A 25,958-nucleotide genomic window follows, 5' to 3' on the forward strand; every position below is an offset into this window, starting at 1 on the left:
AGGGTGATGGCCGGGCGCTTACGGATGAACGAACATCGCGGCAAGATACTCATCTACCAATGAGACGAAACCACAGACATCGTTCTTATCAGTGATGACGTAGGTTTCAGCGCCGGGCAGATACACCGTTTTCATGGCCTCGACACAGCTGAGCCAAAAGCGATAAGGGATGAAGCTATGCGCGCGCTGAGAGCCACGCAGCCATATATCGATAATGCGATCAATATCCTGTGCGGTAGCACATCGAATCAAAGCGTCGTTTCCTGCTTTCCATTGGCCAGCACCTATGGTGGGATACCCGGCGAGCGACAGCGCCTAGCACCTCGCTTCGGGAAGTCGCCCTGCTCGGGCCACTCTTCAGCGCAAGGGGCTACACTCGCGAGGGCCTGATCGACCCGCTAGTCGGCTGGCTGCGAGAACGCTGGGGGACGGCGATAGATTGCCATGCACTCCGCCATGCGGCAGCGTCGTGGTTACAGCTGCGAATACACGCAGCAGTATATTCGACATTTCGAGACAAGCTGGCACACCGCCATCACTGGATGTTCGGGGACGCTCCATTAGCGGCTCTTCTTTGTTATTTGTGTAGCGCGGAAGGTGAGCATAGCATCCAGCGCGGGGCCCTCTATGGCCACCTGGCACATCTAATTGGTCACCGTCATGTCAGGACGCTGATCCAGACCTACAGTAATACATTGCCGGTCATCCACACTGATGTGCTGCAGCGAGTTTGATCCAACAGACAGTGACGTCCTGCTCACCAATCTGCAGCGTAGTGAGATGTCTTCAAGCGATCTCAGGGTGTTTAACTAAACTCGCAGTAAGTCTGAACAAATTTTAGTTAAAGAGATCGCGCCACTTTCCATCCCTACGGGCTATAGGGTGGTGCCATCACAGCCATCAGACCGGATGTTTCTGGCCTGCGTATCGCCCAGTCCTCAACGCGCCTACCAAGGAGGCGCTCAAATCTACAGTGTTTCGGGGCGGTACGGTTCAGTATCCCACCCTGGCCAAATTGCCAGACACTGGGCACCAAGGCGACTATTCGCGGTAGCGACTCATATCAGACTTTGGCTCCGGAAGCATCCAGAGCGATGCTTGCAGCTAACGGGCGACCATCACTAATATCACGGCCTGTGACGTCAGGTACTACAGAACCGTATGTTGATCCCGCAGAAGACCCGTAAGGCCATCGCGCGCTTTTTGATTCGCTGCCTAGCGGATAGGCGCCCGGTATCGTTAGCTTCGCACGGCCCCTTGCACATCGTGGTTCCTAGGTGGGACGCCAAGCTGGGTGATGCGATAGTTTCGTCCTTCTTCTTTCGAGAGGCGCGCAAGCTGAATGCGATGGTGACCGTGTTGACGGTGGCGGAGCTTGCGCCACTACATGCACAGAGCTTCGGAGTGGACCGGGTCATCGTCACTGATGCGAATCCTGGTACCGCACAGCTCTTTAAGGTCGCGCGACAACTTGGCCGTGTGGATGTCGTGGTCCATCTAGTCGGCAGGATTCAGCCAGTAGAGATCCTATTTCTACGTTTGCTGAGACCGGCACGGGTCTATTCTTTCGATGACGGCTTGCGGTGTGTCAACCGCAAGTTCGGCGCCACAACGGCTGCCCTCAGCTTTCCCGAACGCTTCGAGCGAGTGCTCATGGACCTGGGCGCAAGCGAAGTCGAGCGCAAGTACATTGTCCCCCACCCGCCCCGGATTTATGGCGCCTCCGATATCCCGCAAATACTGGTAAATCCCTATGCGAGCCGTCCCGACAAGAGCCTAGCCTTTACCAAAGCGGTGTTGTTGTTGCGCGCCGTGGCCGACGCCTATCCAGACAAGTCGGTTGGGATCCTCTGCAGCCCCAGTTCCCGAACGGATGCGAACCACCTGGAAGCTGAAGTCACCCGTGAGAATGTCCGTGCCCTTCAAGACTTAGCCACGCCAGGGGACGCTGCGGGGTACATAAGCCATGCGCAGGTAGTGGTCAGTGTCGATACCGCCATAGTGCACATGGCGGTCGGTTTAGAAACTAGGCTGGTCGCCATCTACCCGGACATGGGGACTGAACACAATCCGTGGCTGCCACCGGCCTCGGCAAGAACCTTGGTAGTCTACAGTCACCAAGACATACACCATTATCACCGTACAGGACAGAAGGACATGAACTCTTTTAAAGTCGAGGAGGTTATTGCTGGCCTGGACAAGCTGTTGGCGCCCAATTCCGACCATGACCAATTGCTTTCGCTTCAAGCGCGAATCGTTCCAGGCTTGGGGGTGGCCTCCGAGACTCTGGCCCGTCAGCTCCCCCTCATCAGCACGGTCTTTCCCGAAATTAAAGGTTGTCATCCCGGAACGATAAATCTGGAACTTGCCCGTCCCCTGATCGTCACCAATCCTGATCACCGAACCGCTCCGCTCGCTTGGACACCGAGTGGCCGGACAAACGAGGTTTTCGATCTGGTGCGGATTGGGTTGGAGCTCGACCACAAGGAACAAATAGTGCCCGCATGGCTGTATATCGCCCATGCCTCCCCTCATAGGCGTACCCCAACCATCCATGAGGTGATTGCTGAGCCTCTGGATCTAGCCGACGTAGCAAGCTGCCGTGTTCACCTCCATGCAAGCGCAGTGGCGCCTACTGAGAGTTAAGTCCTACCGAAACCCGCTTTGGTCATCATTGCCTACACCATTCGATTAGTCGGTCGGTCTCATCAAGCCAGTAAGTGGGGTCAGGCTCGATGTGTAGGAACAGCTTGGCCAGCAAGGTACCTTCGGCAAGATACTCTGCAACCGATTCGACACGATTGGCCGTGCGGGTAAAGTACGTATTATAAAGCTTGATCATGGCCGCATCATCTACCAGAAAATCGGCGGGCTTTAAATCCAACCGACGCATCACATCACAACTGCTGAAGTTATAGAGTGGACGGTAGCCGGGGTCGACGATTGCTGGCGGGATCGGCACCACTTCTCTGGCCCTTCGGGTCACGATGTCCTTGATTCCTCCTGGATTGCCCCAAGAGTGCGTACCACCAGCTAGCCCGGCGGCCAGAGCCTCGGCAAGCAAGGGGTTACCCGCCCTCGAAGCGAATAGACATTCGCTATACCAGTGCAGCTTGTTACTGAGTCCAGTTGGGAAAAGTATGCTAGTCGGATCACGAAAGAAAACAGTATCAGCGTCTACCCAGACACCGCCATGCCGGTGGACAAAGGCCATGCGAATGAAGTCACTTTTGGCAATGATCGCCTCGATGCCTTCTGCCAGCGTGAAGGCTAGGGGTTCGAACCCCCATCCCCTACACAATATATTCGAATCGATGAATTCCGGGACTGTTCGAGGCGTCAGCAGAAGAAAATCGTCGCCTAGAGCTCTATAGATCGAAACAATAGCCAATGCAATATAAGGTGGCATCGTCTGCCCCGGAGCCGTTTCCCAAAAGCTCACATAGCGCACTTGCCTGCCTGTGCAGCCGTTCAACACCGGACCGCCATGCCACCAGGGGTTAATAGGCCGGCGTCGGAGAGGTACCTTCTGAGGATTGCCAGCGACGGCGCACATTCCGCCTGCCTCAGGAAATCGTTGCTCAATGCGGACTTGTACAGGCTCAGCCAGTTCTGAACGGGCACCTGAGGCAGGAACGCTGCGAACGCCTTTCTATTGACTTCGGAAAATACAAGACGCAGCGTGCGCAGGATCGGCCGGTAATCCGGCTCGGACAACAGTGCGGCCAGAGCATCATCGAGCCGGTTCTTGATCACCATCATATTTAGGCGCTCCTCAACTGTAGCATCAACAAGCGCTACCCTCGGATCGATCGCCACCGGATAGATTGCCTGAAACGACTTGGCGCCGTTGAGCATGGACTCGTACAGCACCTTGTCAGCGGTAGACCCGGTCACCAGCACATCGTCACCAAAGATTACATGTACCCCGCTCCAACGGTAGAAGTTCTCAGCAGGGATGACATGATCCTGAATCAGGTTGACGCGCTCACGCTCCTCGGTGCTCAGGCTGGCGTAGTTCTCGCATGGCGGCGCGATCCGCGGCAATTTGACATTAATAATCGTAGGCAAATCCATGTGCGCAAGCTTGAGATTGACCTCCTCGACCACGATGTCATAGAGGACATTCGCCGTGGATGGCACGTTGCGCCAGCCGGTAGTCATCATTACTACATTGTCACCACAGGCCTTGGCAGTGCGGAACAGGCGCGACCAACGCGATTCAGGCGCATCCAGTTGCTCGCAGATGTGCTCGATCACTAACCATGCCAAATACCGGATATCCCGCATGCTCCCATATTTGGCGCGGCTATAGATCGCGACCAAGGGCGAGGCGTCGGTGTCGCTGTCCATGTTACGGAACGAGCCCGAATCATCCAGCGATAGGCAGTTCAAGGCGCTCCCACCGAAAACAGAGACGTACTCGGGCATGCTGATCAGGTTGCGCGCGAGCAGATCGGCGGCGAATGCGCGTAAACCCAGCTTCACATCCTCGGGACGGGGCTGCGCCAGTGCCTGGTGGTACCCCGCCAACTGGACATTGGCCGGTGCTTTTACGGTTTCGCTCCAGTGGAGCGGGAGCAGGTTGTCAGACATTGCGATGTTCACTGTAGAATAACTTACTGATTACTTTTAACTGCAGCCGGAGCGTTCGGACTGTCCAAGGGCACATCTATTCTCCGACGGCGTTCAAAGTAGCTGATGCTCTGCAAGCCGAGCGGTTGCAGAGCATTGAGCAGATCCACAATTCCCGCACCAGCATCGCAAGGGGCGTGAGCATCGGAGCCAACGGTGAAAGCTACATTGTGTGCCATCAGTTGCGGCAACAGTGTGCGAGACGGATAGGACCACACCCCATGTATCTCTCGCCCTGACTTAGGATCTAGGCTCGATTTACGAAGGCCCGAGGCATTCAGCTCATAAGCGATGCCGTTGCGGACGAAGAGCGGCAGTAACGGCTCAAGGCGACGCAAGACGATTTCTTCGGGAACACCACGCAGCAAGGTGTCTGCGTGTCCCACGGCATCGAACAAACCACTTTCCAGCAGTGCCTCTAGATGCGCGAAGTAAAGATCAAGGAACGCATGACCGGCCAGGCGTGGTAGCTCCCATACTTTTACCAACCTATTGCCTGGCACCTCGACGTAGTGAATAGAGCCGATGGCGAAGTCCAACTCGTAGCGAGCCAGAAGGTCACGATTATAGGCGTCGGAACCCGGCATGTAGTCGAACTCCAGGCCACGCAGTATCTTGATCTGCCCTTGATATATCTGCTGCGCTCGCTCGATGTCGGCGAAGTAATGGTCAAGCTCAGACTCCAGAAGGCGGTTATCCGAGTCCACAGGGAAAGGCGCGTGGTCGGTGATGGTTAGGACCTTCACGCCCGCTGCGACCGAAGCACGAACGAGCTCGTCGACAGTGCCGGTTGCATGTTTCGAATAGAAAGTATGGCTATGAGAATCAATCATGCAGGCACCAATTGCTCAAGCAGACCGTCGTGTATCGAAAGTTCTTTAACGAGCCAATAAGGATTGTTTGCCTTCGCCACGATAGATTGTACTAGCTCCACGTTGTCGAGCCGATCCAGTAGCTCGGTTAGCGGCTGCGTGTAAAGCGCTCTCACCAATGGAGTTTCCCTCACATGGGAGGCTAGATGTTCCCAACGAACGGAATCGAAATGAATGTTACCCAAACGCTGGTTCTCAATCCCGTACAAGTAGACGTCCCCGTTGGGCTTTACTGTTAAATCCATTCCATTAGCTAGCGGCGCCTGGTTCAGGCTGCCGAAGGTGAAGCGTTTATTGACCTTGTACTCGGTGGCCTTGATATAATCATAAAGATTCAAGTACCCCCTCGGCGTACTTGGAGCAGGGTGCACGAGGTTCTTGTAATCGACACCATAGCTTTCTTCACCAATGATTAATATATCTTCAAGGGTGCTCCGCGGCTCGATGACCGCGAGGATCCCCCAACGAGCCAGCTCGGATACTAGGTAATTGCGCGTGAACTCCCGGTCTGTATCGATTGAGCGGAACGAAAAGCTCAGCCCGGCTGGGCGGAATTCCTTTAGATAATTCAGGCTGAAGCCGTGAGCACGCCACTTCACTTGCTCGATGTGGTGGCTGTCCGCACTCAGGCGGATATTGCAAATGTCGTTATTGTCCAGCACGATCTGGTTCGTTGTTTCGTAGAACTCAGCCATCTTGTCGTGGGGGAAAAAACCGCTAGTAATAAATTCGAAGCTCTTTCCACCATTAGAGAGCCCTAGAATCTCGTGAAAAACTTTAGCGTTATTGAGCGGCTCGCCTTCCCCACTGATCGAGATCCGCTTCACGTCAGGTGCATTGATTAGGGCGGCCAGATTATCCCGCGCGAGCGTTGACAGCTTCATGCTCACACCTGTTTTATGCTTGTCTGCATACATACAGAATGTGCAACCAACACCGCAGATCTGGGTAATGTCAATGTAGAGCAGATGCCCCTGAAGTTCCATTCTCAGCGTCTCTTCATAGTTTATCGCCGCTTTAGAAGCGATAGTATTTAACCACTAACACCACGTAAAAATTACGCATCATGTAAGAAGAGGATATCGGCAAGGAATGCTAATACTTTAATGTCCGCTAAAAGGACAAGTGCAGTGGCACGGAGGTTTCTGAGGTAAAGCATGTGCGCGGCTGGTGATCGAGACGCCCAGTTCATGAAGTTGCTGGCGGAAAGGGCCTTGGACAGTGCCGCGCTCAAGGAGAGCGCGTCGGAAAAGTGATGACGCCTGAAGCGAAGCGGCGTGAGGTGAAGAACCTCGTGACAGACGGCTGGCTCAGCCAAGGAGGTGCTCCACCGCACGCCGGTTTCAGGGGCCTGGCCAGATTCTATGGCTCGATACCGAGACTTGCCGCGTGACGATGCTGCCGCTTCGGTCACGCCTGCGAGCCTTGGCGATCTGCTATCCTCGCTACGGCTACTTGCTGCTGCACGCACTGTTAGGACAGGAGGGCTTGGTGATCAATCGCAAGTGCACCTACCGACTGTATTGCGAGTAGGGTCTTCAAGTTTGGACCCGACGGCGCAAGCGGTTGATCGGACCAAGGTTCTGATGGCATTGCCGGACCGCCCCAACCTGCGCTGGTCGATGGACTTCGTGTAGGGCCAACTGGCCTCGGGCCGTCGGTTTCGCGTGCTGAACCTCATGGACACCTTCAGCGGAGAGTGTGTCGGGCAATTGGTGGATACTTTCATTTCTGGCCGTCGTCCCGGATCTTGGATGAGATCGCGCAGCAGCGCTCACAGCCAGCCTCGATTGTTTGCGATATCGGGCCGGAGCTGACCAGCAAGGCCATGTTCTTCTGGATGCGTGAGCACAAGGTGAGCTGGCATCCAGCCGGGTAAGCCGACGCAGAATGCGTTCATCGAGCGCTTCACGGCAAGTTCCGAGGCGGGTGTCTTAATCAGCAGTGGTTCTTGAGCCTGGCGGATACACGACACGAAATCGCACAATGAAGAACCTACTACAACCATGTCAGACCGCACAGCTCGCTGGGCTACTTGCCACCCGTGGCTTATGCCGGGCAGTGCGCATGAAGCAGAGGTTTCTGATTGCGGTCCTAAACCAGAGGGAAGGTCACTTCATCTAACGACACCGAATTTAACTCTGCCTGTAAAACACTAACCAAGTATGCTTTCATTGTCTGTTTCAGACAGAGAACTCACTTCTCTGTCGAGAACCGACAATAGTACAATTAAATACAATATACTTGAACAATAACGGTTGCCAAAGTCTCTCCTGCGAATAATATAGCAAGTCAACACGGCAGGCTACACTGCTGCGTAAACGATCTCGCGCACCCTAAACAGGCATGAATTATGACTATGGAAACTATGTTATCCCTACCTGAAATTTTTTTGAAAGACCCAGAAGCAGCAGCCCCCTGGATTGACGACCTGGCGAAGAAGTTGGAGAAGGAATTGGCTAAGGTACAGCAGGACGATGCCCTTTTTCTTAGCCACTCCAACGATTTCGGCGAGATTGGCATTGGTTCCTACGAGCCTAGCAGTATCAAGGGATGGCGCTTGTATTTCGATAACCCTATGGGAAGGGTGGACTATTCTGGATGGAGTGAGACTGGAGCGCTGATTGCCTACCTGGATTCCTCAGTAAGCGCAGAGGAACTTCTTTCGTATGCAGCCAATTACAGAGACTACAATAGCCTTACAGAAGACGATAAGGCTCACGAGAGAGCCTGTAACCAGGCAAGACTGGCCATGCGTGATATGGATGGACCCTACTATTTAAAAACAGATGGAGAATTTGAACTTGGGTCAAATAACTCGTGCTTATCAGAATGCCGAGAAGCCATTATTAGCGCCATTTTGATAGAAGCGGAGGGGTATTGATCCACCACCCCCAAGACAGAAGCTATCCCCCATCCATAGAAACGCTGAGCAGGCACCGTGTTTAGCTTGCTTCTATACGCTCATGCCATTGAGCGTTGGCCCCGGAAACTTATCCCCTCCTTCGATAGTTGGGCGATTTAGTCGCCCAACACGAACGAACGCAGGCCCCCTCGCTTCACACCATAGGTCGTTGCACAGGGATGGAAAGCAATGGGTAGTAAAAGACTTACCGTGGCCGTCCAAGTTCAAAGCGCCATTAACCCCACCTTGTAGGACGTCTTCAGTACCCAATTAATGCCATGAACATTGGCATCAGAAGCGTCTGACATTCGTCACGCTACGATGACGAAATACCGTGGCCACCCCCTCTTCCGGTACCTGCTCTAACAGCCAAGCATAATGGGTAGGGCCTTTAGTAAATACAGCCAAGTTAAGGCGATATCCCTTTATGCCCTGCACGACAATAAATAACACGATGGAGCTGGCCGGGTATTCGCTGACCGGCTGATAGCTGGAAAATCGAAGTTAAGTCCCTTATGCACTCCTAGCGCAGCCAATTGCGTATCCATGCGCAACAAGCGCTCCCAACCAAATTTCGAAGGCGATAGGCCTTGCGATCCATGCCTTGCGTGGGCATCGGGATTGAGCTCGTAAGGCAGCCATTCAAGCTCAACCTCGTGTTTCATACGGAGCTACTGCTGCACCGCCTTCTGCAGACGGGCTACGCCCAGATAATACCACGGACAAATAAAATCCGACGTAATAGACTTTAATGGGCTTTGGCATCGTCCATGTCCTTTTTACGTGCTTCATCAAGCAGCGCCTTGAGCAGCACCTCCTTGGATTGCACCCCAGCGAATCGCTGTTGGCCAATGACTATCGTCGGCACCGAATCGACCTTCTCATCCGATGCGGCCTTAAGTTCCCTCTCGTGGCGATTGCGGTAACTTCGCTGTTCAAGCGCTTGCCGGAACCTACTCGTATGAAGACCAAGCTCCTCGGCCAGGTTCGTCAGAATCGCGATATCACCGATATCCTGCTCTTCCTGAAAGAATGCCCTGAGCACACGATCGTTGTACTCGTTCCCCAGGTCGTGATCACGGGCGAACTGGTAGCCCTCCCAAGCTAGATCCGTGCGGGGCTGGGGTGATACGGAGGGAAGCTTGATCTTTACGCCGTAGTGATCCGCCAAGGGGTAGACCGACCTAGGCCAGACCGCCTGTAAGTAGGGGTCTTCTGGCCGTAACGTCGGCGTCGGGTAGGGTCGGAGTTCGAAGGGCAGCCAATCGACATCCACCTCCAGCCCCGACTCGCGAATGGCTTCTAGAAGCGGGCTTTCCGCGATCATGCAAAATGGACAAACAAAATCCGACCAGACTTTTACCTCAACGCTCACATTCCCCCCTTATCTATAGCGGCTTTGACTCATCCGAGCTTAACCCCGTAGTCTCACCAGCCGGCCAGCCTCTGCCGCTCTGATTTTTACTGCTCTTGCTACTTAGGGTATGCCATCGGTTGCAGGCGCGCGACATCAGCGATGAATATCTCTCTTCGGCTCGACAATAAAAGGCATGCCCATGATAACCAGGGCTTAGCGTGATGTGGCATCCAACCGGTTTAGGTATGATGGGTGGATGATGCTAGGTAAACCACAGGGGGATCTTGGCTTGCCTTTAGGCTGAGTAAAACTGTCTAGCTCATGTCATTTCCCTGCAGTACACGAGAGGGCCCATCCATACCTGAACAACTCGTCCCGGTATATAGGCCGGAGCCCCCCCTATAGCAGCTGAAGCTACAATTTTTCGACTGAATGCACGTGTCCAATGATCGGGTACCCAGCATCCCGTGCCGCCCTTTCTGCGTCGAGCATTGCCTCGAATTTCGAGATCTTGCTCGATTGGTACTCGAAAATGTCATCCAGCGCGATCCGCTTTTTGCGGACTGCCAGCTTGATTATATAGCCAATCTTATAGCTCTGTGGCTTCGCTTGGTGCTTGGGGCGGGCTTTATGGTTGGCTACTGGTCGCTTGGTCTTCCTCTCTGCGACACTGCGCTTGCCGAACTGCTCCTGCGCTTGCTCAACTGCTCTATGCTGCCGCTCGATGAACTCGTCTCGCGATGTTAACAGGGCTTCTTCAAAAGCGTGGGTATCGTAACTCACTCAAGTAACCTCCTAAGGGCTAAAAATGGTGCTTACGCAAAGGGAATATTTGGGTTCGAATACTGCGATTTTCAAGGTCTAGCGAGAATCCCCACTAAGCCAGCCCTAATAGCGGATGCAAGGCAGACGTATCAAACAGATCTGATCTTCTGGCCTGGCATGGCTGTGATCAACGTGGCCAGCCGCGTACCATATCTTTATCCTTCGAATACAATTACTACTTTGTGAAACATCTTCGAGATCAAAGATTCTTGCAAGGCACTGTGTAACACCGCGTTAAGCTTGTGGTTGCGACCCTGATTCTCTATCAATTGTCTCTAGCAACCCTACGAATAGCTCGCTATCGCCCCCTCGTGAATAGCTAGCTTTTTGGCCTCGCTAGACCCCCGTGCGGTATGCCGCGATGAGCTCGATTTTCTCCAAAAGTGTAGAAACAAAACCTCTGCGGCTCCTTGGCTGCTAGCCGTGTTGGATGTTTCAGGAGTGCCCATGCGGCAATCGCGACCAGTACAATCCTATCATACATGGTGTTCTGTTGCTTCTTTGAAGTAGAGCAAGCTGGGCCGCGTCGAGGAGCGAGTCTTAGGACGATGGAAAAGATGATCAGTTACTATGTTTGACCGTGCCGTAGTGGTCATACCGTTCTACAACCAAGCTGCCAACTAAATCTATTGACTAGGCTTGCAGCTTCCTTCGTCACAGGTTCTCCCTACCAATCGGTGAGGATAGTTATTATCTGATCCTCAATAGGACCGTACGACGCGCTTCGGCGGCACACAGGGCCTTTACCCCGGAAGGAGAAACAGTGTCTATGCCGATTCCTGTTCCGTTGCTTGCTCTGATTCCCAGGGTAGCATTCTGGCTGGATACCCTGCCCTCTTGAAACTCGTGTTCTAATCAGTTTTTGTAGCCTTCCGTGAACAATCCTTTATTAACACTAGTGCTACAGCTATAGTGTGGTCCTTAGTTATCGTAAGCTGCCAAATTCAACCGTATGGAGTCACACCATGAGCTCTTTGCTCCAACAACATGATTCGCTCACAAAAGAGCGCGAGCGCATTCAGGCCAAGATTGAGCGGCTCGAGAACGATGACCGTCTGAAGCGGGAAATGGAGTTCAACGACAGGCTTGCCGAGCTAATGGAAGAATTCGACAAGACTGCCAACGATGTTTTGGGCTTGCTCAAGCCAAACCGAAGCGCTGCGAACAATGCAGAATCCGCTTCGACTGGAAGTCGTCGCAAGCGCAAGCTGAAGATCTATAAAAACCCAAAAACGGGTGAGGTTGTAGAAACTCGCGGTGGGAACCAGAAGACTCTCAAGGCCTGGAAGGACGAGCATGGCCAAGAAACAGTCGAAAGCTGGCTAGTACGCGAAGAAAGCTAAATTGCTTGATGGATAGGAAAGGCCATGCTGCAGCTAGTGTGGTCTTTTTTCTCGTGGTTAGGAGCGCTGTACTTTTCCAGGCTAGGTAACGGTATTATTACACTCTCTCGCAACTCCGCGATCTATACTCTGATCTCGTTGGCTATCTTGGTGAGGGACCGTTTTCTGGGTGAAATGTCAGATAGCCCGTTGATGCCTGCGGTTCGCTGAGCGAGCCAAACGCCGAGCAGGCCCATGCAATATAGACCATCGTCATCTGCTACTCAGATTCAAGCTTCTGCTACGCAAGGCTCCATATGGTAGTAGGAGCGGCAAATGAAGAATTGCGAGCCGAGAGCTTCAAACCTCGTCTGTCCCGACACGTCTAGTCTTACAGACCGCATCGCCGCTGCCGAAACGCTTCCAGGGTAGATCCAACACTAACGCTGTCACCTGTTCGTGAAGAGCTCAACGCGGTTACCTTACCAAGTGCCGGCCCAGCGGACTCTACTTTACCGCCAGGCCATTTTTCGCGCTGCTCGGCCTAAGTTTACCTAGAATTATGTTTTCAGCTTGATAATTCAAGCCAATGACATAATTCATACTAATTCAATAAAGTCATGAACTTACGAGGATTTCTTTTTAATATAGCAACGGCGCGGCCTATTGACTCTGAGTTGCCTGGGCAGCACGGCGTGCCCGAGAGACAATTTTCACTAGAAGGCCAAGCGCAGCTGTATGGAAGTCTCATAGGCAAGCGCCTACGCGAGCCGGGGACTGAGAATACCTGGCTTAAGACGCTGTTGACAGGGATGCTCGGCAACGCGGCGCTCAGGGGCTCGACTCAGGAAATGGGGATGTCCGAAGCAAAGCAGTGTGTAGTACAGCATCTGATGAACGTCGGCTGGCTCCGGCAGCATGGTGCCTACCGATGGCAGAGCCTGGCTATGTGGATTGGTGAGGAGTTAAGCTAATCGTACGTTTTACAGTATGGTGGCAGCCTGGCAGTACATGCCCTCTCATGGCGCCATTCAAGATAATCAGTAATGGTCGCTGCTCTTAAACTGTTACCGTACATAGACCACCCGCAGTTACACAAAAAGGATAAATCATGAGGCCTGAAACGATTGCCCTTCATCACGGCTATGCACCTGATAACCAGCATGCTGTTGCAGTGCCCATCCATCAGAGCACCTCCTTCTCTTTCGATGACGCTCAGCATGCCGCGGATCTGTTCGACCTCAAGGTAGAAGGTAACATCTACTCGCGGATCATGAACCCGACCTGCGCCGTTCTGGAGCAACGGGTCGCAGCGCTGGAAGGGGGCATTGCGGGACTGGCAGTAGCCTCGGGTATGGCAGCGATCACCTACGCTATCCAGACCATCGCCGAAGCTGGCGATAACATCGTCTCGATCAGCGAGCTTTACGGGGGAACATACAACCTCTTCGCACATACACTGCCACGCCAAGGCATTCAGGTACGTTTCGCCAATAACGATGACATCAATGGCATTGAGGCCATGATAGATTCGCGTACCAAGGCGGTTTTCTGTGAAAGCATCGGCAACCCCTCCGGCAGTATCGTCGATATCGCCCGCTTGGCTGAGGTGGCCCACCGGCATGGGGTTCCACTAATAGTCGATAATACCGTCGCGACTCCCTTTTTATGGCGTCCCATCGAGCATGGCGCAGATATCGTCGTTCATTCTGCGACCAAGTACATCGGGGGGCATGGCACCACGGTAGGCGGCGTTATCGTCGACTCGGGAAGATTCCCCTGGGCCGAACATTGGGAGCGTTTCGCCTTGCTCAACGAGCCCGACCCCTCCTATCACGGCATCAGCTACACACAGGAACTAGGTGAAGCTGCATTTATAGCCAGAGCGCGTGTCGTGCCGTTGCGTAATACAGGAGCCGCCCTCTCTGCTCAAGCTGCATGGAACCTGCTACAAGGTCTGGAGACGCTGGCCCTGCGCATTGAGCGCACCTGCGATAATACGCTCCAGGTAGCCAAGTATCTGGAGCGTCACCCCCTGGTTACCTGGGTTCAGTACGCTGGCCTCGAAAGCCATAGGGATCATGCGCTTGCCAAGCGCTATATGGATGGGCGGGCCTCGGGCATCCTAAGCTTTGGCATACAAGGCGGTCGTGAAGCAGGCATTCGATTCTATGATGCGCTTCAGCTAATCCTGCGTCTGGTTAACATTGGGGATGCCAAGAGCTGCTCGGCAATTCCAGCCGCGACGACTCACCGGCAGCTCAACGACGAGGAACTCGTGGCTGCGGGTGTCACACCGGACATGGTCCGGCTCTCTATTGGCGTTGAGCACGTTGATGACTTAATCGCTGATCTGGACCAGGCGATTACTGCCTCACAGCGATGAGCTAACCGACTGATTGCTCCCGCCCGTATGGGCGGGGTCTCTCTCGTTAGGCTGATGTATCGGCCGTTCCGATTGCACAGGGCAAGACTTATCCACTGCCGCGGCCTGTAAACGCCACATTCCTCTGGTCGTGATCACCGATTCGAACGTGAGTCCGCTCGCCCAGTTGGCGGACGTTTGCTTCGTCATACAAGAAGCCGAAGTGAAAAGTTTCCGAGGGCTAACGGCGTCGCTATGCCTTGCCCAGACCCTTGCGATCTCGCTGGGGGTCAGACACGAGCTAAGCTCGACAACGCCTGACGACCGATAACTCATCTCTTCAACTTACTGAAATCGCATCCTGGAGTGTTGCATGGCTCGCCTTCCCTGCCTGCTTTTCGATTCAGACGGCACCCTGGTCGACAGCGAAATACTGCTTGCTGACGTCCTCGGTGAGGTTCTGCCCCAGTTCGATCTGCCCTTTACCGCAGCCCAGTATCTCAAGGAATTTCGTGGGGTACGTTTTCTCACGATTATCGAGGCCTTGGCCCTGCGTCATGAGGTTCATCTAGGCGACCGATACACGATCCTGGAGGCCACTATGCGGGAACGCATGGAGCAACGCATGCGCGCCGAGCTTCACCCTGTCGACGGCATGCGAGAAGCGCTCCAGGCTTTGCCTGAGTATCTGAAGGCCGTCGTCTCTAACGGTCCCGAAAGAAAAATTCAGTGTGCTATGGAGAGCAGCGGCCTCGCCCCGTTTTTATGATGACCGTCTATTCAGCGCTTACACGCTTGGCGTTTGGAAGCCCGACCCCGCGCTTTATAGGCAGGCCGGCGAGGCGATGGGGTTCGCACCTAATGAGTGCGTGGTTATCGATGATGCTGCGGTGGGTGTCATGGCAGGTCTCGAAGCAGGTATGCATGTGGTGCATCTCAATCGCTTTCCCGATGAGGAAACCACCCCTGAAGGCGCGATCGCCATTCACCACCCCAGCGAGCTTCCATCCGCTATAGACCGGCTACGCGTTTAGAATAGATTGGGGCAGTGTTACGATCTGGTGCCGCGTGGCTTGTCCTTCAATCATGCCCTACCTGCGATCAGCGAACTCAGCGACGGCGCGAATGCCCATGAGATACCCGATCCGGTTGGATGGTCTCCCTCATTGCGTGATCGATGCCATCCTTATCAATGTTACGCACGAAGCCGCCACTACTCATGCGCACGTGACTTGCAAATGAAGTCATGCATGTCATCGATGTCTAGAAAACGCTCATGAGATTCGCACTGCGTATCCCTAGCGCTTAATGCCTCCAGGGACACATAGTCGCTACATTAGCACCTACAGTCACGCATCGAGAGAAGTAGGCTGTACTGAACGCTCAAATCAAAGACAAGGCGAAATGCGCAGTCGGCCTAAGGTCGACGCCATTCTCGAAAAATGGGGGCCACCGGCGAGCAGACTACGGCGGTCCCTACGCGTTTCCACAGCACCTTTGCTCGGGCCAAGCGTGGCGATCATGCATGGCAGGTCAGCTTGGAGCTCGTAGCCGATCTAGTCGCTGGACGATATCTACCCAGTGGGAAGGCGTATCTTCGCCTATAAAGAACAGACGGCTCTCCTCCTCATTCTCCTTTCGTTCCAGCTCCCAACTAGTCAAACTTCCAGCCGCACGCTGGAGGGCCAGCCTCTTCTCGTCGCTCAGCAGCAAGACGCCCTTGAAGCGCAGAATCTGCTTGGGCATGTGGTCTAGGAGTGCGCCGAGTTCGGTCAGATTCACGGCACGGCCATAGAGCAACCGACTCCTGACACGCCATACAGCTGCCTTTTGGCAACAATGCCCGTGCTCTGGCCAGGAGAAGGCCAGCTCATGCCTCGGTATAGCCCTCCAGCGCAAACGGGTTCAGAAACTGCCTGCCCCACCGATCCTGTCCGAGCCGGATTCGAGCAGGTAGATTAGCTCGTTGAAGTCGACACCATAAGCCGCATCTCCTTTCTGCCCTGTCAGAAGGTTGATGATGACGCGACGTCCCCAGGCATCCGGGGAGGCGTCACACAGGCAGGAAGGCAGTGCTCCGCCGGTCTGCTCCTGGTCCCCAGGCCGAAGGGGAAGCTCGTTCGGGAAGAGACTGATCGCATTAGGCCGCGCAAGGTAGCGACGACCATAGGCAAAGCGATAGCGATCCTGGTCATCGCGGTCGACGCGACCGGCGACCACAGGGTGATTCTGTCCGGGAAGTCAGATCCAGACGTAGGCGCGTCGTTTAGAAGTCATCATCGATGGGCTCTTGGGGGGATCGGCGAATCCGCTTGGGAAGCAACGTCAGGCGCTCCAGCTGGGTCGCCTGTTCGCGTTTCAGTGTGTCCGGGTCATCGGTGAACAGCGACACGCCGACCAGCGCCGCAGCTTCGAAGTAAGTCCCGATGGCCACTCGGGGGGAGCCCTTCGCGACCTGACGGATCGTGACCACGCCGACACCAACCCGGTCAGCGAGCTCGTCGCGGGTCCACCCCTTACGTAGCCTTCCCTCTTCGATCAGTCCGGCGAATAGGCGCAGGGAGAGGGAGGCCTTAGGGCTGAGGGTGACGTGTCTCGTTTTCATACCGACAATATAATATCGATAGGGTGCTTTATCGATATTATATTGTCGGTATCTTTCCACGAATTGGCCGCTCTTCCATGTAAGAGACCGGAGGATCAATTAAGCCATAGGAGCTACCCACTGCTGGCAAAGCGTGAACGCATTGCTCACTTCATCCAGGAGCAGCGAGTTGGATATCAAACTGCACAAGACGACGACCACCACGCCGCGCATCCACCAGGAGATCCAGCAGGCACTCGCCTCGGTTAGTAATAGCGAGCTGGCGCGGCGCTATCATGTGTCGTGTCCCACCATTGCTAGATGGCGTTACCACAGCACGCAACATGACCGATAGCGGCAAGACCTTTACCGACCGCTTCGCGGCGGGCGGCGAGCGTCAGCCCAGCGGCAGACACCGGGTGGATCGGTTCTGTCATCAGCATGGCATCGACCATCGCCGGATCCCGCCTTACCGGCCGCAGGCCAACGGCATGGTGGAACGTTTCAATGGCCGCGTGAGCGACGTACTGAACACGCATCGTCTCGACTCGCGGGTGGACTTGTAGTCCACGCTCAAGCGCTACAGCTGGTTTATAACCACCATTGCATGGCTAGCCTTCCCTGCCTGCTTTTCGATTCCGACGGCACCCTGGTCGACAGCGAGATACTGCTTGCTGACGTCCTCGGTGAGGTTCTACCCCAGTTCGACCTGCCCTTTACCGCAGCCCAGTATCTCAAGGAATTTCGTGGGGTACGCTCACAATTATCGAGACCTTGGCCCTGCGTCATGCGGTTCAACTAGGCGACCGATACACGATCCTGGAGGGCCACTATGCGGGAACGCATGGAGCAACGCATGCGCGCCGAGCTTCAGCCTATTGACGGCATACGAGAAGCGCTCCAGGGATTGCCTGAGAGCATTAGATGGCCGTCGTTTCCAACGGCCCCGAAAGAAAAATTCGTTGTGCTATGTACAGTAGCGGCCTCGCCCCGTTTTTTGACGAGCGACTGTTCAGCACTTACACGCTAGGCGTTTGGAAGCCCGAACCCGCGCTTTATAGGCTCGCCGGTGAAGCGATGGGATTTGCACCCAGCGAGTGCGTGGTCATCGATGATGCTGCTGGGTGTCACGGCAGTTCTCGAAGCCGGCATGCATTTGGTGCCTCTCAATCGCTTTCCCGATGAGGAAACCACCCCTGAATGCGCAATCGCCATTCACCACCCCAGCGAGCTTCCATCCGCCATTGACCAGCTAAGCGCTTAGAATAAATTGGGCCAGTGAAACGACTTTGGGGCTCGGACATCCGTCGCTTTCCAATCTCATCTCAGCGGCGACTTGCGATCGCATCAGCCAAGACACACAACAGCTCAAACATCAGCGTCGCTCCCGTCAGAGCGGTGAGGCCCGATGTGTCGAACGGTGGCGACACCTCCATTACGTCAGCACCCACTAGGTTGAGACCGCGCAGGCCGCGGATCATCTGCTGGGCTTCCCGCGTCGTGAAACCGCCGACCTCGGGCGTACCAGTGCCGGGGGCGTAGGCCGGGTCCAGGGCGTCCACGTCGAATGTGACGTACGTCGGCGTCTTTCCCACCACACGGGCGATTTCCGCGTTCACCTTCTTCGGGCCCAGATCGAAATACTCCTCGATCTCGATGATGCGAATACCTTGCGCGAGGGCCCAGTCAAGGTCACTCGAGTCATATAAGGAGCCGCGAATACCGACCTGAATAACGCGTTTTGGGTCGAGAATGCCTTCCTCAATGGCGCGACGGAAAGGCGTGCCATGAGTATATGGGTTATCGCCGAAGTAGGTGTCGTTGGTATCAGAATGCGAATCGAACTGGACCAGCGCCATTGGCTCATCGCGGGCGATACCGCGCAAGATTGGTAGCGTGCCAAGATGGTCTCCCCCTGCGGTCAATGGCACCGCTCCGGCACGATGCACCTTTCGATAGAACTCTCCGGTCTGCTCCAACGTATCGAGGATATCAATCGGATTGACTGGTGCGTCTCCAAGGTCGGCAATGCGGCACAGGTCGTAGGGTGCTATACGGCTCGCCTGATGCACCAGCCGCATCATAGTCGAATTGTTGCGGATCTCGCGCGGCCCGTGGCGCTGGCCAACGCGATTCGTCGAGCCGCTGTCCCAGGGTAGGCCGATCAGGGCAATGTCGACCTCGGCCGGGTCCTCGATCTGCGGCAATCGCATGAAGGTGGAACGTCCGGCGAAGCGCGGTACCTCGCTGCCGCTCAGCGGCCGGAAAAAAGACGCGTCGTGAGCCATCATGAGTCTCCTTTATTAGATGTTGAGAAGTGGTGTGGAGCTTGGAAAGACTCGGAAAAAGCGTTCATGACATGACACTGCCGCCATTGACGCCAAAAGTCTGGCCGGTGATAAAGGTGGCCTGTGGCCCCGCTAGGAAGGTGACCATATTAGCTATCTCTTCGGGATGACCAATGCGTGCCAACGGGATGTCGCTTTCCTTCTGTCGTTGCGCCTCGCTCATCACCTCAGCACCGAGCATGTCGGTGTCTACGGGCCCGGGCGCCACGGCATTGACCAGGATCCGCGGAGCGAACTCTAGGGCCCAGGCGCGCGTCATGGCACCAATACCCGCCTTGGAGGCGCAGTACGCGGTATTGCGCTCGCGACCCAGATACCCCAGGTCTGAGGCGATATTGATCACGCGCCCACTCCCTTGCTGCATCATGTGCCGGATCGCCTCGCGTCCCACTACGAAGGTACCGCGCAGGTTCACCGCGATGACCTTATCGAAGGCCTCGACGGTGGTATCCAGCAAGCCAGCCTCATGGAGGATACCGGCATTGTTGATGACCACGTCCAGGCCACCAAGACCCTTGATCGCACAATTGACCATCTCGATGGCCTCAGCTTCCACCGAGACATCCGCCTTAATCGAGAAGGCCGCGGCATCATGCGCCTGGACCTCGGCCAATGAGACGGCGGCTGCGGCGTCATCGTCATGATGGCCAAAGGCCACGTTCGCCCCTGCCGATGCCAGCGCGATGGCGGTGGCACGTCCTATGCCCCGTGACCCGCCGGTTACCAGTACGCGCATCTCGGAAAGCGTGTTGCTCATGCCATCACCTCCCCGCGGTCGATCGGGATCGCCTGCCCCGTCACATTGGCAGCAGCCTCTGAGGCGAGGTACAGGTACAGGCCTGCCACATCGTCAGGCTCCATCAAGCCTTCCAGCGACTGGTCAGCGGCAATCGAATCGGTCAGTGCATCCTCACTCACCCCCTGCTCCTGGGCCATTACCGCCAATGAGCGAAGCGAGGCTTCGGTACGTACCCAGCCCGGGCAGACCGCATTGACGCGGATCGAACGTGGGCCGAGTTCGCGAGACAAGGTTCGCGAGAGGCCGATCAGCGCATGCTTCGAAGCCACATAGCCAGCAAAGCCAGGAACGGCAGTGCGGCCCCAGATCGAAGAGGTGATGAGAATCCGCCCGCCTGCACACATCTTCGGTAGCGCGGCCCGCGTTACCCACCAAGTGCCCATGACGTTCACATCGATGATGCGCCCGAACGCATCGTCGATGGCGTCATGGTCGTCTTCGACCGGCGTCGGTAGTTCCACCCCGGCATTGTTGACCAGCACATCGAGCCGACCGACACTCTCCAAGGCGTCTCTGACGGCATGGCGATCGGTGATATCGCAGTGCTGCGCCCAGACTTTACTCCCGGTTTCAGACGCGATCTTCCGCGCCGCTTGTACGATCCCGGCATCCTCTGCAAGCACACAGACCCGAGCGCCGGCTGCCGCGAACGCCTTCGCTACGGCAAAGCCGATACCGCGGCTGGCGCCGGTAACGAGCACCGTCTGGCCACTGAAATCAAAGGAAATCGCCATCGTCCCCTCCCGAAACTAACACTGCTGCTACCCCCTCAAGCAGAACGCTTGGATATCGCATACGAGCCTCCTTCATGACAGAAGCTCGCGCCGCACGGCAGCCGACATATCGCGGCGATACTGTGCCGCCATGATGGCGCCCTTCTCCGGCGAGGCCAGTGCAGCCGAGGTGAGGGCGCCCGATGCCGGGACCCACTCCTGGCGTGCCGGCCAGACGTCATAGGGCGGCGCCTCCATGGGGGCGTTGTCAGGAATTCGGTCGGTACGCACCAGCTCGGGATAAAAATGCATCATCAGCGATGTCTCGAGCACCGCCGCGTGTTCCAGTTCAATGCCCGGAAAGCCATCCGGGAAGACGACATCGAGGGTGTCCCGGGTCAGGAATTCCCAGTGCTGCAGACACATGACCCGTAGGCCGGTGTCACCGACCTCGCGCATCGCCAGATCGATGCCTTCGTTGAGGAACCAGAGGTTCTCGAAATGACCGTCGATGACGCAGAGGCGGCGTACCCCGTGGCGCGCCAGTTCTCGAATCACGTCGCGTACCACCGCACTCAGCGTGGCGCCATCGAGTCCGGTGCTGCCGGGGAAGGAAGGGCCGCCCCCGGTGCGCGGCATCGACTTGTAGCCATAGTTAATCGGTGGAGCGACGATACCCTCGACCTCGTGCGCTACCATCGCGGCGATGGCCGTCGGCAACAGATGATCCACACCCATGGGAAGGTGCGGTCCATGCTGTTCCAGCATGCCGGTGGGGAGAAAAACCACCGGCTCGTCCTCAAGACATGCGCCAAACTCGGGCCACGTCATCTCTGCCATCAACACCGTCGATTGCTTCATGGGGTCTCTCTCGTGGTCGTGATTCGGCTGACTCGCGCCGTCACGGTGCAGTCTCGTCGCTACCCTGTTCGCGCATCAGCCGCAGGATGTGGCGCTCCATGTCACCGTAGCCGGCCAGGCCGATCAGCTCCTCTTTCTGGCCGATCCGGCGTCCCTGTTTGAATGCGGGGATGATCTCTTCGTGAACCCTCCCGGGGTGGCGCGACATAAACTCGATCCGGTCGGCCAGGAAGATGGCTTCCTCGATGTCATGCGTCACCATCAGGACCGTCGTATTGGCGGCCGCGACGATGTCCATCATCAATTCCTGCATCTGCCAACGCGTCTGGGCGTCGAGCGCACCGAATGGCTCATCCATCAACAGGATTGCCGGGGCGTTGGCGAGCGTGCGCGCGATCGCCACACGCTGTTTCATGCCCCCGGAGAGATGTCGCGGATAGGTCCCGGCGAAACGGCTCAGCCCCACCAGTTCGATGAAATGCTCGGCCCGCTCGCGTCGCTCTTGCCTGGGAACATGGTTCAACCGCATGCCGTATTCGACATTCTGCTGAACGGTCAGCCAGTCGAAAGAAGTGTAGGCCTGGAAGACCATTCCCCGCTCCTGGTCTGGGCCGACGATCGGTTCCCCATCGAGCGTCAGCTCTCCCGTGGTCGGTTGTTCCAGCCCTGCGACCATGCGCAGCACCGTGGACTTGCCGCAGCCGGAAGGCCCCAGCAGCACGCAAACCTCATTCTCACGGGCGTCGAAGCTGACGTTGGCGATCGCTTCAATGGTTTCTCCGCGCGGGAGACGAAACGACTTGCCGACCCCCTTCAACCGAAGCTTGGGAACCTCGGCGACATCGCCAGAAGGGTCGGGTGCCGATGGCATCACATCATCCATGGGTTGGCTCATCAGTCGCCCTCCTGGCTGAGATAGGGAAAGAGCGCACGCTGCAACCACCGGAACAGTAGGTCGAATGCCAGGCCGAGCACGCCGATAACCAGAATCCCCGCCATGATTTCGTCGGTATTCAGGAAGCGGCGCGCCCGCATCATCATGGCGCCAATGCCGGTCGTCGAGGCGACGATCTCGGCGATTACCAAGTAGGTCCAGGCGATCGCCAGCATTTGCCTCATGGAGATTAAGATGTTGGGCAGCACTGCCGGCACCACGACCGTCCAGAGAATCTGCCAACGCTTGCCGCCAAGCGTCATGGCGGTTTCGATAAGCTCCGCGCGTACCTGGCTCGTGTGGTCCATGATCAAGGTGATCAGGAAGAAAATGACCCCCAGGAACAACAGCGCCAGTTTGGGCAATTCGCCCGTGCCGAACCACATCAGCAAAATGGGGATGAAGGCGGGGGCCGGCAGATAGCGCCATGCCGAAACGAACGGATTGAACAGCGCCTCCACCGTCTTGAACGATCCCATCAGGATGCCGAGGGGTATCGCGATCGCGCAGGCCAACAGGAAGCTTCCGATGATGCGCGCAATACTGATACCGACATCCCCCAGGAAGCCGCGCTCGGCAAAGAGTTCGTAAAGAGTGGCGATTACGTCGACCGGCGAAGGTACCAGCAACGCATTGACCCATCCGCGTGATACCGCCGTTTCCCAAACCCCGAAAAACAAGATCCATACCAGGGCGCCCAACACAAGCCGCCACCCTCGCGGCACTGGTGTCAGGAACTCGAACCAGCGTGATTGGTAGGCACGTTGTCTGGATTCACCTGCCATTCAAATTCCCCGTCTGTAAGAGGCTATCGGCTCGAAGGCCGAACTGGACCATGTCATGGGAAGCCCCGACAGAGGCGGCACTTCCCGCTCGACATTAACGCGCGGACATAGACTGGCGATAGCCATCGTCGACCAGATCGGCGATCAGGCTGCAGTCGACGCCCTTTTCCGCATCGTGTACTTCATCCATCAGCCCCAGTGTCACCCACCACTCGTTGGTTCGCTCGATACTTTGTACGATGGAACCATGCTCGATGCCATGCGGCGGCTCGCCATCAAGCGCGCCGCAGATTCGAGCCGTTTCGTCGAAATCAAGCATGTAGAGGCCATCGTCCAGGTACTTGCCGTTGGTTCCCACCACCGACTCGATATCGGCCACCGGCCACTGGAGGTAATCAGAGAAAAGCTGATTCACTTCTTCGGTATTGTCGTGCCAGTACTGCAAGGCATCGAAGCGGGCGCGGATCATGTCCATGGCCGCGTCCCGCTGCTCGCCGATGAACGTCTTGTTCATGTACATCGCATCCATGAAGATACCGGTGTCGAGGTAGTAGGGCTCTGCGGTATTCGCCGCGATTTCGGCGGTGTCCAGGTTGTCCATAACGCGCGTGACCCAAGGTTCGTACATGTAGGCCGCCGCCAGGTCGCCCGACATCACCGGTCCTACGGCTTCGTCGGCATTCAGGTTTACCCACTCGACGTCATCCGGGCTCAGGCCCTCCTTGTCGAGCCACATGCCCATTAGTATTTCGCCGATGTAGGCTTGCGGTGCCCCGACTTTCAGCCCTTTCAGTTCCTCTGCACTCATGTCATCGGCAATCAACACCTTGTCGACGCCATAGGAAATATTGAGGTGAGAAACCAATACCGTGTCCGTTCCTCGCTCGATGGCGAACGGGGTATATTCGGCGGTGCTAAGATAAACGTCTATCTGGCCCGCTGCGAGCGCCGCATGACCGCCGAGCGGGTCTTCGAAGATGGTGAGGTTGAGCTCGTAATCGCCGGCGAGGTCTTTCTGTCTCGCGACTTCGAGAAACGAAAAGCCCGGCCATGACACATTGAGACCGATGTTGATCGTGTCATTGGCCTGAGCGGCAGCGACGCCTGGAAAAATCATGCCGGAAGCGCACAACAGCGTGGTGATAGCTGTTGTTTTTCTTGGACAATGTATGTGCTTCATTTTATTGTTCCTCGTATTGGCAAGACGTTCGACCACGGTAGGCATGTTCATTCGACTTTGGCGGAATGCCGGTTGCTGCCCAACGGGTAATCTCTTGACTTAAATCGAGCATATCCCCTGAGGGTTGATTGAACCATTACCAGATCACAAACCAAGGTTTGAATCTGGATAAAGTACTTTTATCGCTTCATTTGGGTGCGCTTTTTTAAGTTCTTGCTGTCATTTGGTGCGTTTACAACAATGCAAGCTAGTCTTTGGTAGGAAAACCGAAAACCGGCTTTTTGTTTAGTTTATTTGGCTGGTATATTTTAAATGCTTAACAATATCTAATGGCGCACATGACTCGATATTCAAACGTTCCGAACCTCACCGACTTCGATCTCAAGCTTCTACGCGTCTTTCATGCCGTGGTTCAGGCTCAGGGACTTGCGCCGGCCCAGCAGATGTTGGGTTTATCGTTGTCGACAATCAGCATCCAGCTTAAACAGCTCGAGGAACGCCTCGGCTTCACCCTCTGTGAACGAGGAAGAAAAGGATTTGCGCTAACAGAAGAAGGTGAGCGAATCCACCAGAGCCTGACACCACTGTTCGACTCGGTGGCAGGTTTTCGCGATATAGTGGCAGAGGTTCGCGGCAACTTGAGCGGCGATTTGCATTTCGGCGTCGTCGACGCACTGGCAACGAATCAAGCGGCGCCCTTGCCCAAGGGGTTCAAGAATTTTACTGAGCTAGCTCCCGAGGTTCATCTTCACGTGGATATTTCCTCGCCCGAGGATCTCATCCAGGGGCTGGTCGATGGGCGCTATCACTGTATCCTGACCCCCGTCGAGCCGAATCACGACTCCGTCGACAGCGTGCCCGTGTTCAAGGAGCGCCAACAACTCTATTGCGGAGCTGATCATCCGCTATTCAATGAAACCGACCCGACTCGTATCCTGGACGCCCTGCAGCGGACGACTTTGACGGACAAGAGTTATGCCTCCCTGCCCTCGATCGATAATCCACGCTTCACCGCTGAAGGCCCCACCGTTTCGCACATGGAAAGCAATGCTCTACTGATACTCAGTGGGCGCTACATTGGTTACCTGCCACAACACTTTGCCGATTACTGGGTCAACGCCAACCTGATGCGAATACTCCTGCCCGATACCCCGAGCTACGAAAGCCAGTTCTATCTCTGCACAAGCAAGCACCATAGTTCCCGCTCAGCAGAGGTCTTTCGCCAGTGTATGGTCGATGTGTTGATGAAGGAGCCCAGCACCTGTTCCTGAGAACTAAATTGGTCAATTAGTCTTGAGCTGCAGTACTAGCCATGGGTGAAGGCCTATCCACCTGGAGACCCTCCCGCAATGGGTCAATTCGCGATGAGATGAGCGGTCATCGCACATTCATCTACAGCGGTGCTCTGCTGCTAGTACGCGAAGAAAGCTAAATTGCTTACTGGATAGGAAAAGCCATGCTGCTACAGCATGG

At 55.7% G+C, this 25,958-nt stretch carries 28 protein-coding genes and 3 pseudogenes; 14 read left to right on the forward strand and 17 right to left on the reverse strand.

The genetic code is table 11. The features are described 5' to 3' along the window. Positions 1-18: 18 nt before the first annotated feature. Entirely contained in the window at positions 19-252 is a 234-nt protein-coding gene (locus JH15_RS18255; protein WP_043532548.1) for a GNAT family protein, read from the reverse strand. Between the two features lie 909 nt (positions 253-1,161). On the opposite strand from JH15_RS18255, the gene JH15_RS15470 reads away from it, so the two are divergent. Beyond that, positions 1,162-2,646 (forward strand): glycosyltransferase family 9 protein, encoded by a 1,485-nt coding sequence (locus tag JH15_RS15470; RefSeq protein ID WP_043531992.1) that lies wholly within the window; start codon positions 1,162-1,164, stop codon positions 2,644-2,646. A 25-nt stretch (positions 2,647-2,671) separates the two neighbouring features. Here JH15_RS15470 and JH15_RS15475 read toward each other — a convergent pair whose 3' ends face one another. The 4 genes from JH15_RS15475 to JH15_RS15490 are packed head-to-tail and all read right to left on the reverse strand — an operon-like array spanning position 2,672 to position 6,493. Further along, positions 2,672-3,451, reverse strand: a complete 780-nt coding sequence (locus JH15_RS15475) for a glycosyltransferase (protein ID WP_197053339.1) — start codon at positions 3,449-3,451, stop codon at positions 2,672-2,674. Between the two features lie 20 nt (positions 3,452-3,471). Continuing rightward, complete coding sequence (locus tag JH15_RS15480; RefSeq protein WP_043531994.1) at positions 3,472-4,596, reverse strand: hypothetical protein; 1,125 nt, start codon at positions 4,594-4,596, stop codon at positions 3,472-3,474. Positions 4,597-4,619: 23 nt separating this feature from the next. Further along, positions 4,620-5,468 (reverse strand): histidinol-phosphatase, encoded by an 849-nt coding sequence (locus JH15_RS15485; protein ID WP_043531996.1) that lies wholly within the window; start codon positions 5,466-5,468, stop codon positions 4,620-4,622. Continuing rightward, positions 5,465-6,493 carry a radical SAM family protein gene (locus JH15_RS15490; RefSeq protein ID WP_043531998.1) on the reverse strand — a complete coding sequence of 343 codons (1,029 nt, stop codon included), beginning with the start codon at positions 6,491-6,493 and terminating at the stop codon, positions 5,465-5,467. Before JH15_RS15490 ends, JH15_RS15485 begins: the two co-directional genes overlap by 4 nt. Positions 6,494-7,497: 1,004 nt before the next feature. On the opposite strand from JH15_RS15490, the pseudogene JH15_RS18675 reads away from it, so the two are divergent. Both JH15_RS18675 and JH15_RS15500 read left to right on the forward strand, forming a co-directional pair. Then, positions 7,498-7,578 (forward strand): annotated as a pseudogene (locus JH15_RS18675) (integrase core domain-containing protein); the annotation flags it as partial. A 282-nt stretch (positions 7,579-7,860) separates the two neighbouring features. After that, positions 7,861-8,391: a hypothetical protein gene (locus JH15_RS15500; protein WP_156105343.1), complete on the forward strand. Its 531-nt coding sequence runs from the start codon at positions 7,861-7,863 to the stop codon at positions 8,389-8,391. Positions 8,392-9,160: 769 nt separating this feature from the next. On the opposite strand, the gene JH15_RS15505 is transcribed toward JH15_RS15500, so the two are convergent. Next, positions 9,161-9,787, reverse strand: coding sequence for a DsbA family oxidoreductase (locus JH15_RS15505; RefSeq protein WP_043532002.1), 627 nt, complete (start codon positions 9,785-9,787; stop codon positions 9,161-9,163). A 396-nt stretch (positions 9,788-10,183) separates the two neighbouring features. Continuing rightward, entirely contained in the window at positions 10,184-10,552 is a 369-nt protein-coding gene (locus JH15_RS15510) for a hypothetical protein (RefSeq protein ID WP_043532004.1), read from the reverse strand. A gap of 1,007 nt (positions 10,553-11,559) precedes the next feature. Between JH15_RS15510 and JH15_RS15515 the strand changes: the two genes are divergently transcribed. The 6 genes and pseudogenes from JH15_RS15515 to JH15_RS18560 all read left to right on the forward strand — a co-directional run bounded on the left by JH15_RS15515 (position 11,560) and on the right by JH15_RS18560 (position 15,315). Further along, on the forward strand, positions 11,560-11,937 hold the full coding sequence (locus tag JH15_RS15515; RefSeq protein ID WP_043532006.1) for a histone-like nucleoid-structuring protein, MvaT/MvaU family: 378 nt from the start codon (positions 11,560-11,562) through the stop codon (positions 11,935-11,937). 1,090 nt (positions 11,938-13,027) lie between these two features. After that, positions 13,028-14,302, forward strand: a complete 1,275-nt coding sequence (locus JH15_RS15530; RefSeq protein ID WP_043532011.1) for an O-acetylhomoserine aminocarboxypropyltransferase/cysteine synthase family protein — start codon at positions 13,028-13,030, stop codon at positions 14,300-14,302. 118 nt (positions 14,303-14,420) lie between these two features. Next, a complete protein-coding gene (locus tag JH15_RS17895; RefSeq protein WP_422730572.1) occupies positions 14,421-14,612 on the forward strand; it encodes a hypothetical protein in 192 nt (63 codons plus the stop codon). A 42-nt stretch (positions 14,613-14,654) separates the two neighbouring features. Then, on the forward strand, positions 14,655-15,050 hold the full coding sequence (locus JH15_RS18550; protein ID WP_331280882.1) for an HAD family hydrolase: 396 nt from the start codon (positions 14,655-14,657) through the stop codon (positions 15,048-15,050). Next, positions 15,013-15,156, forward strand: a pseudogene (locus JH15_RS18555) (haloacid dehalogenase); the annotation flags it as partial. The gene JH15_RS18550 and the pseudogene JH15_RS18555, both read left to right, overlap by 38 nt. A 24-nt stretch (positions 15,157-15,180) precedes the next feature. Beyond that, a complete protein-coding gene (locus tag JH15_RS18560) occupies positions 15,181-15,315 on the forward strand; it encodes a hypothetical protein (protein WP_331280885.1) in 135 nt (44 codons plus the stop codon). Positions 15,316-15,814: 499 nt separating this feature from the next. Here the strand turns inward: JH15_RS18560 and JH15_RS18680 are convergent, their stop codons facing one another. The 3 genes from JH15_RS18680 to JH15_RS15550 form a co-directional block, all read right to left on the reverse strand. Then, the gene (locus JH15_RS18680) at positions 15,815-16,063 is read right to left on the reverse strand and encodes a GTP-binding protein (protein WP_156105344.1); all 249 of its coding nucleotides are present in this window, start codon (positions 16,061-16,063) and stop codon (positions 15,815-15,817) included. 123 nt (positions 16,064-16,186) lie between these two features. After that, the gene (locus JH15_RS15545) at positions 16,187-16,501 is read right to left on the reverse strand and encodes a HipA N-terminal domain-containing protein (protein WP_043532014.1); all 315 of its coding nucleotides are present in this window, start codon (positions 16,499-16,501) and stop codon (positions 16,187-16,189) included. Between the two features lie 46 nt (positions 16,502-16,547). Further along, on the reverse strand, positions 16,548-16,886 hold the full coding sequence (locus JH15_RS15550) for a helix-turn-helix domain-containing protein (RefSeq protein ID WP_043532015.1): 339 nt from the start codon (positions 16,884-16,886) through the stop codon (positions 16,548-16,550). A gap of 169 nt (positions 16,887-17,055) precedes the next feature. Between JH15_RS15550 and JH15_RS18685 the strand changes: the two genes are divergently transcribed. The 4 genes and pseudogenes from JH15_RS18685 to JH15_RS18570 all read left to right on the forward strand — a co-directional run bounded on the left by JH15_RS18685 (position 17,056) and on the right by JH15_RS18570 (position 18,050). Continuing rightward, positions 17,056-17,220 (forward strand): hypothetical protein, encoded by a 165-nt coding sequence (locus JH15_RS18685; protein ID WP_422730568.1) that lies wholly within the window; start codon positions 17,056-17,058, stop codon positions 17,218-17,220. Beyond that, positions 17,210-17,428 (forward strand): annotated as a pseudogene (locus JH15_RS18690) (IS481 family transposase); the annotation flags it as partial. The gene JH15_RS18685 and the pseudogene JH15_RS18690, both read left to right, overlap by 11 nt. 44 nt (positions 17,429-17,472) lie before the next feature. Further along, complete coding sequence (locus JH15_RS18565) at positions 17,473-17,667, forward strand: HAD family hydrolase (RefSeq protein WP_331280883.1); 195 nt, start codon at positions 17,473-17,475, stop codon at positions 17,665-17,667. Positions 17,668-17,834: 167 nt separating this feature from the next. Then, on the forward strand, positions 17,835-18,050 hold the full coding sequence (locus JH15_RS18570) for an HAD-IA family hydrolase (RefSeq protein ID WP_331280884.1): 216 nt from the start codon (positions 17,835-17,837) through the stop codon (positions 18,048-18,050). Between the two features lie 140 nt (positions 18,051-18,190). Here JH15_RS18570 and speB read toward each other — a convergent pair whose 3' ends face one another. From speB to JH15_RS15595, 7 genes are all read right to left on the reverse strand, one after another. Then, positions 18,191-19,156 (reverse strand): agmatinase, encoded by a 966-nt coding sequence (speB, locus tag JH15_RS15565; protein WP_231566458.1) that lies wholly within the window; start codon positions 19,154-19,156, stop codon positions 18,191-18,193. A 61-nt stretch (positions 19,157-19,217) separates the two neighbouring features. After that, on the reverse strand, positions 19,218-19,970 hold the full coding sequence (locus JH15_RS15570; protein ID WP_043532021.1) for an SDR family NAD(P)-dependent oxidoreductase: 753 nt from the start codon (positions 19,968-19,970) through the stop codon (positions 19,218-19,220). Further along, positions 19,967-20,746: an SDR family NAD(P)-dependent oxidoreductase gene (locus tag JH15_RS15575; RefSeq protein WP_197053340.1), complete on the reverse strand. Its 780-nt coding sequence runs from the start codon at positions 20,744-20,746 to the stop codon at positions 19,967-19,969. Before JH15_RS15575 ends, JH15_RS15570 begins: the two co-directional genes overlap by 4 nt. Positions 20,747-20,818: 72 nt before the next feature. Continuing rightward, complete coding sequence (locus JH15_RS15580) at positions 20,819-21,586, reverse strand: creatininase (RefSeq protein ID WP_043532023.1); 768 nt, start codon at positions 21,584-21,586, stop codon at positions 20,819-20,821. Positions 21,587-21,626: 40 nt separating this feature from the next. After that, the gene (locus tag JH15_RS15585) at positions 21,627-22,481 is read right to left on the reverse strand and encodes an ABC transporter ATP-binding protein (RefSeq protein ID WP_081949072.1); all 855 of its coding nucleotides are present in this window, start codon (positions 22,479-22,481) and stop codon (positions 21,627-21,629) included. Then, on the reverse strand, positions 22,481-23,305 hold the full coding sequence (locus tag JH15_RS15590) for an ABC transporter permease (RefSeq protein WP_052384171.1): 825 nt from the start codon (positions 23,303-23,305) through the stop codon (positions 22,481-22,483). The genes JH15_RS15585 and JH15_RS15590 overlap by 1 nt, the downstream gene beginning before the upstream one ends. Before the next feature lie 94 nt (positions 23,306-23,399). After that, the gene (locus JH15_RS15595) at positions 23,400-24,485 is read right to left on the reverse strand and encodes an ABC transporter substrate-binding protein (RefSeq protein ID WP_197053341.1); all 1,086 of its coding nucleotides are present in this window, start codon (positions 24,483-24,485) and stop codon (positions 23,400-23,402) included. 338 nt (positions 24,486-24,823) lie between these two features. Between JH15_RS15595 and JH15_RS15600 the strand changes: the two genes are divergently transcribed. Further along, positions 24,824-25,756: a LysR family transcriptional regulator gene (locus JH15_RS15600; RefSeq protein ID WP_197053342.1), complete on the forward strand. Its 933-nt coding sequence runs from the start codon at positions 24,824-24,826 to the stop codon at positions 25,754-25,756. The last annotated feature ends 202 nt before the right edge of the window (positions 25,757-25,958 follow it).

The sequence above is a fragment of the Litchfieldella xinjiangensis genome, from assembly GCF_000759345.1.
GTDB classification, from domain to species: Bacteria; Pseudomonadota; Gammaproteobacteria; order Pseudomonadales; family Halomonadaceae; genus Litchfieldella_A; species Litchfieldella_A xinjiangensis.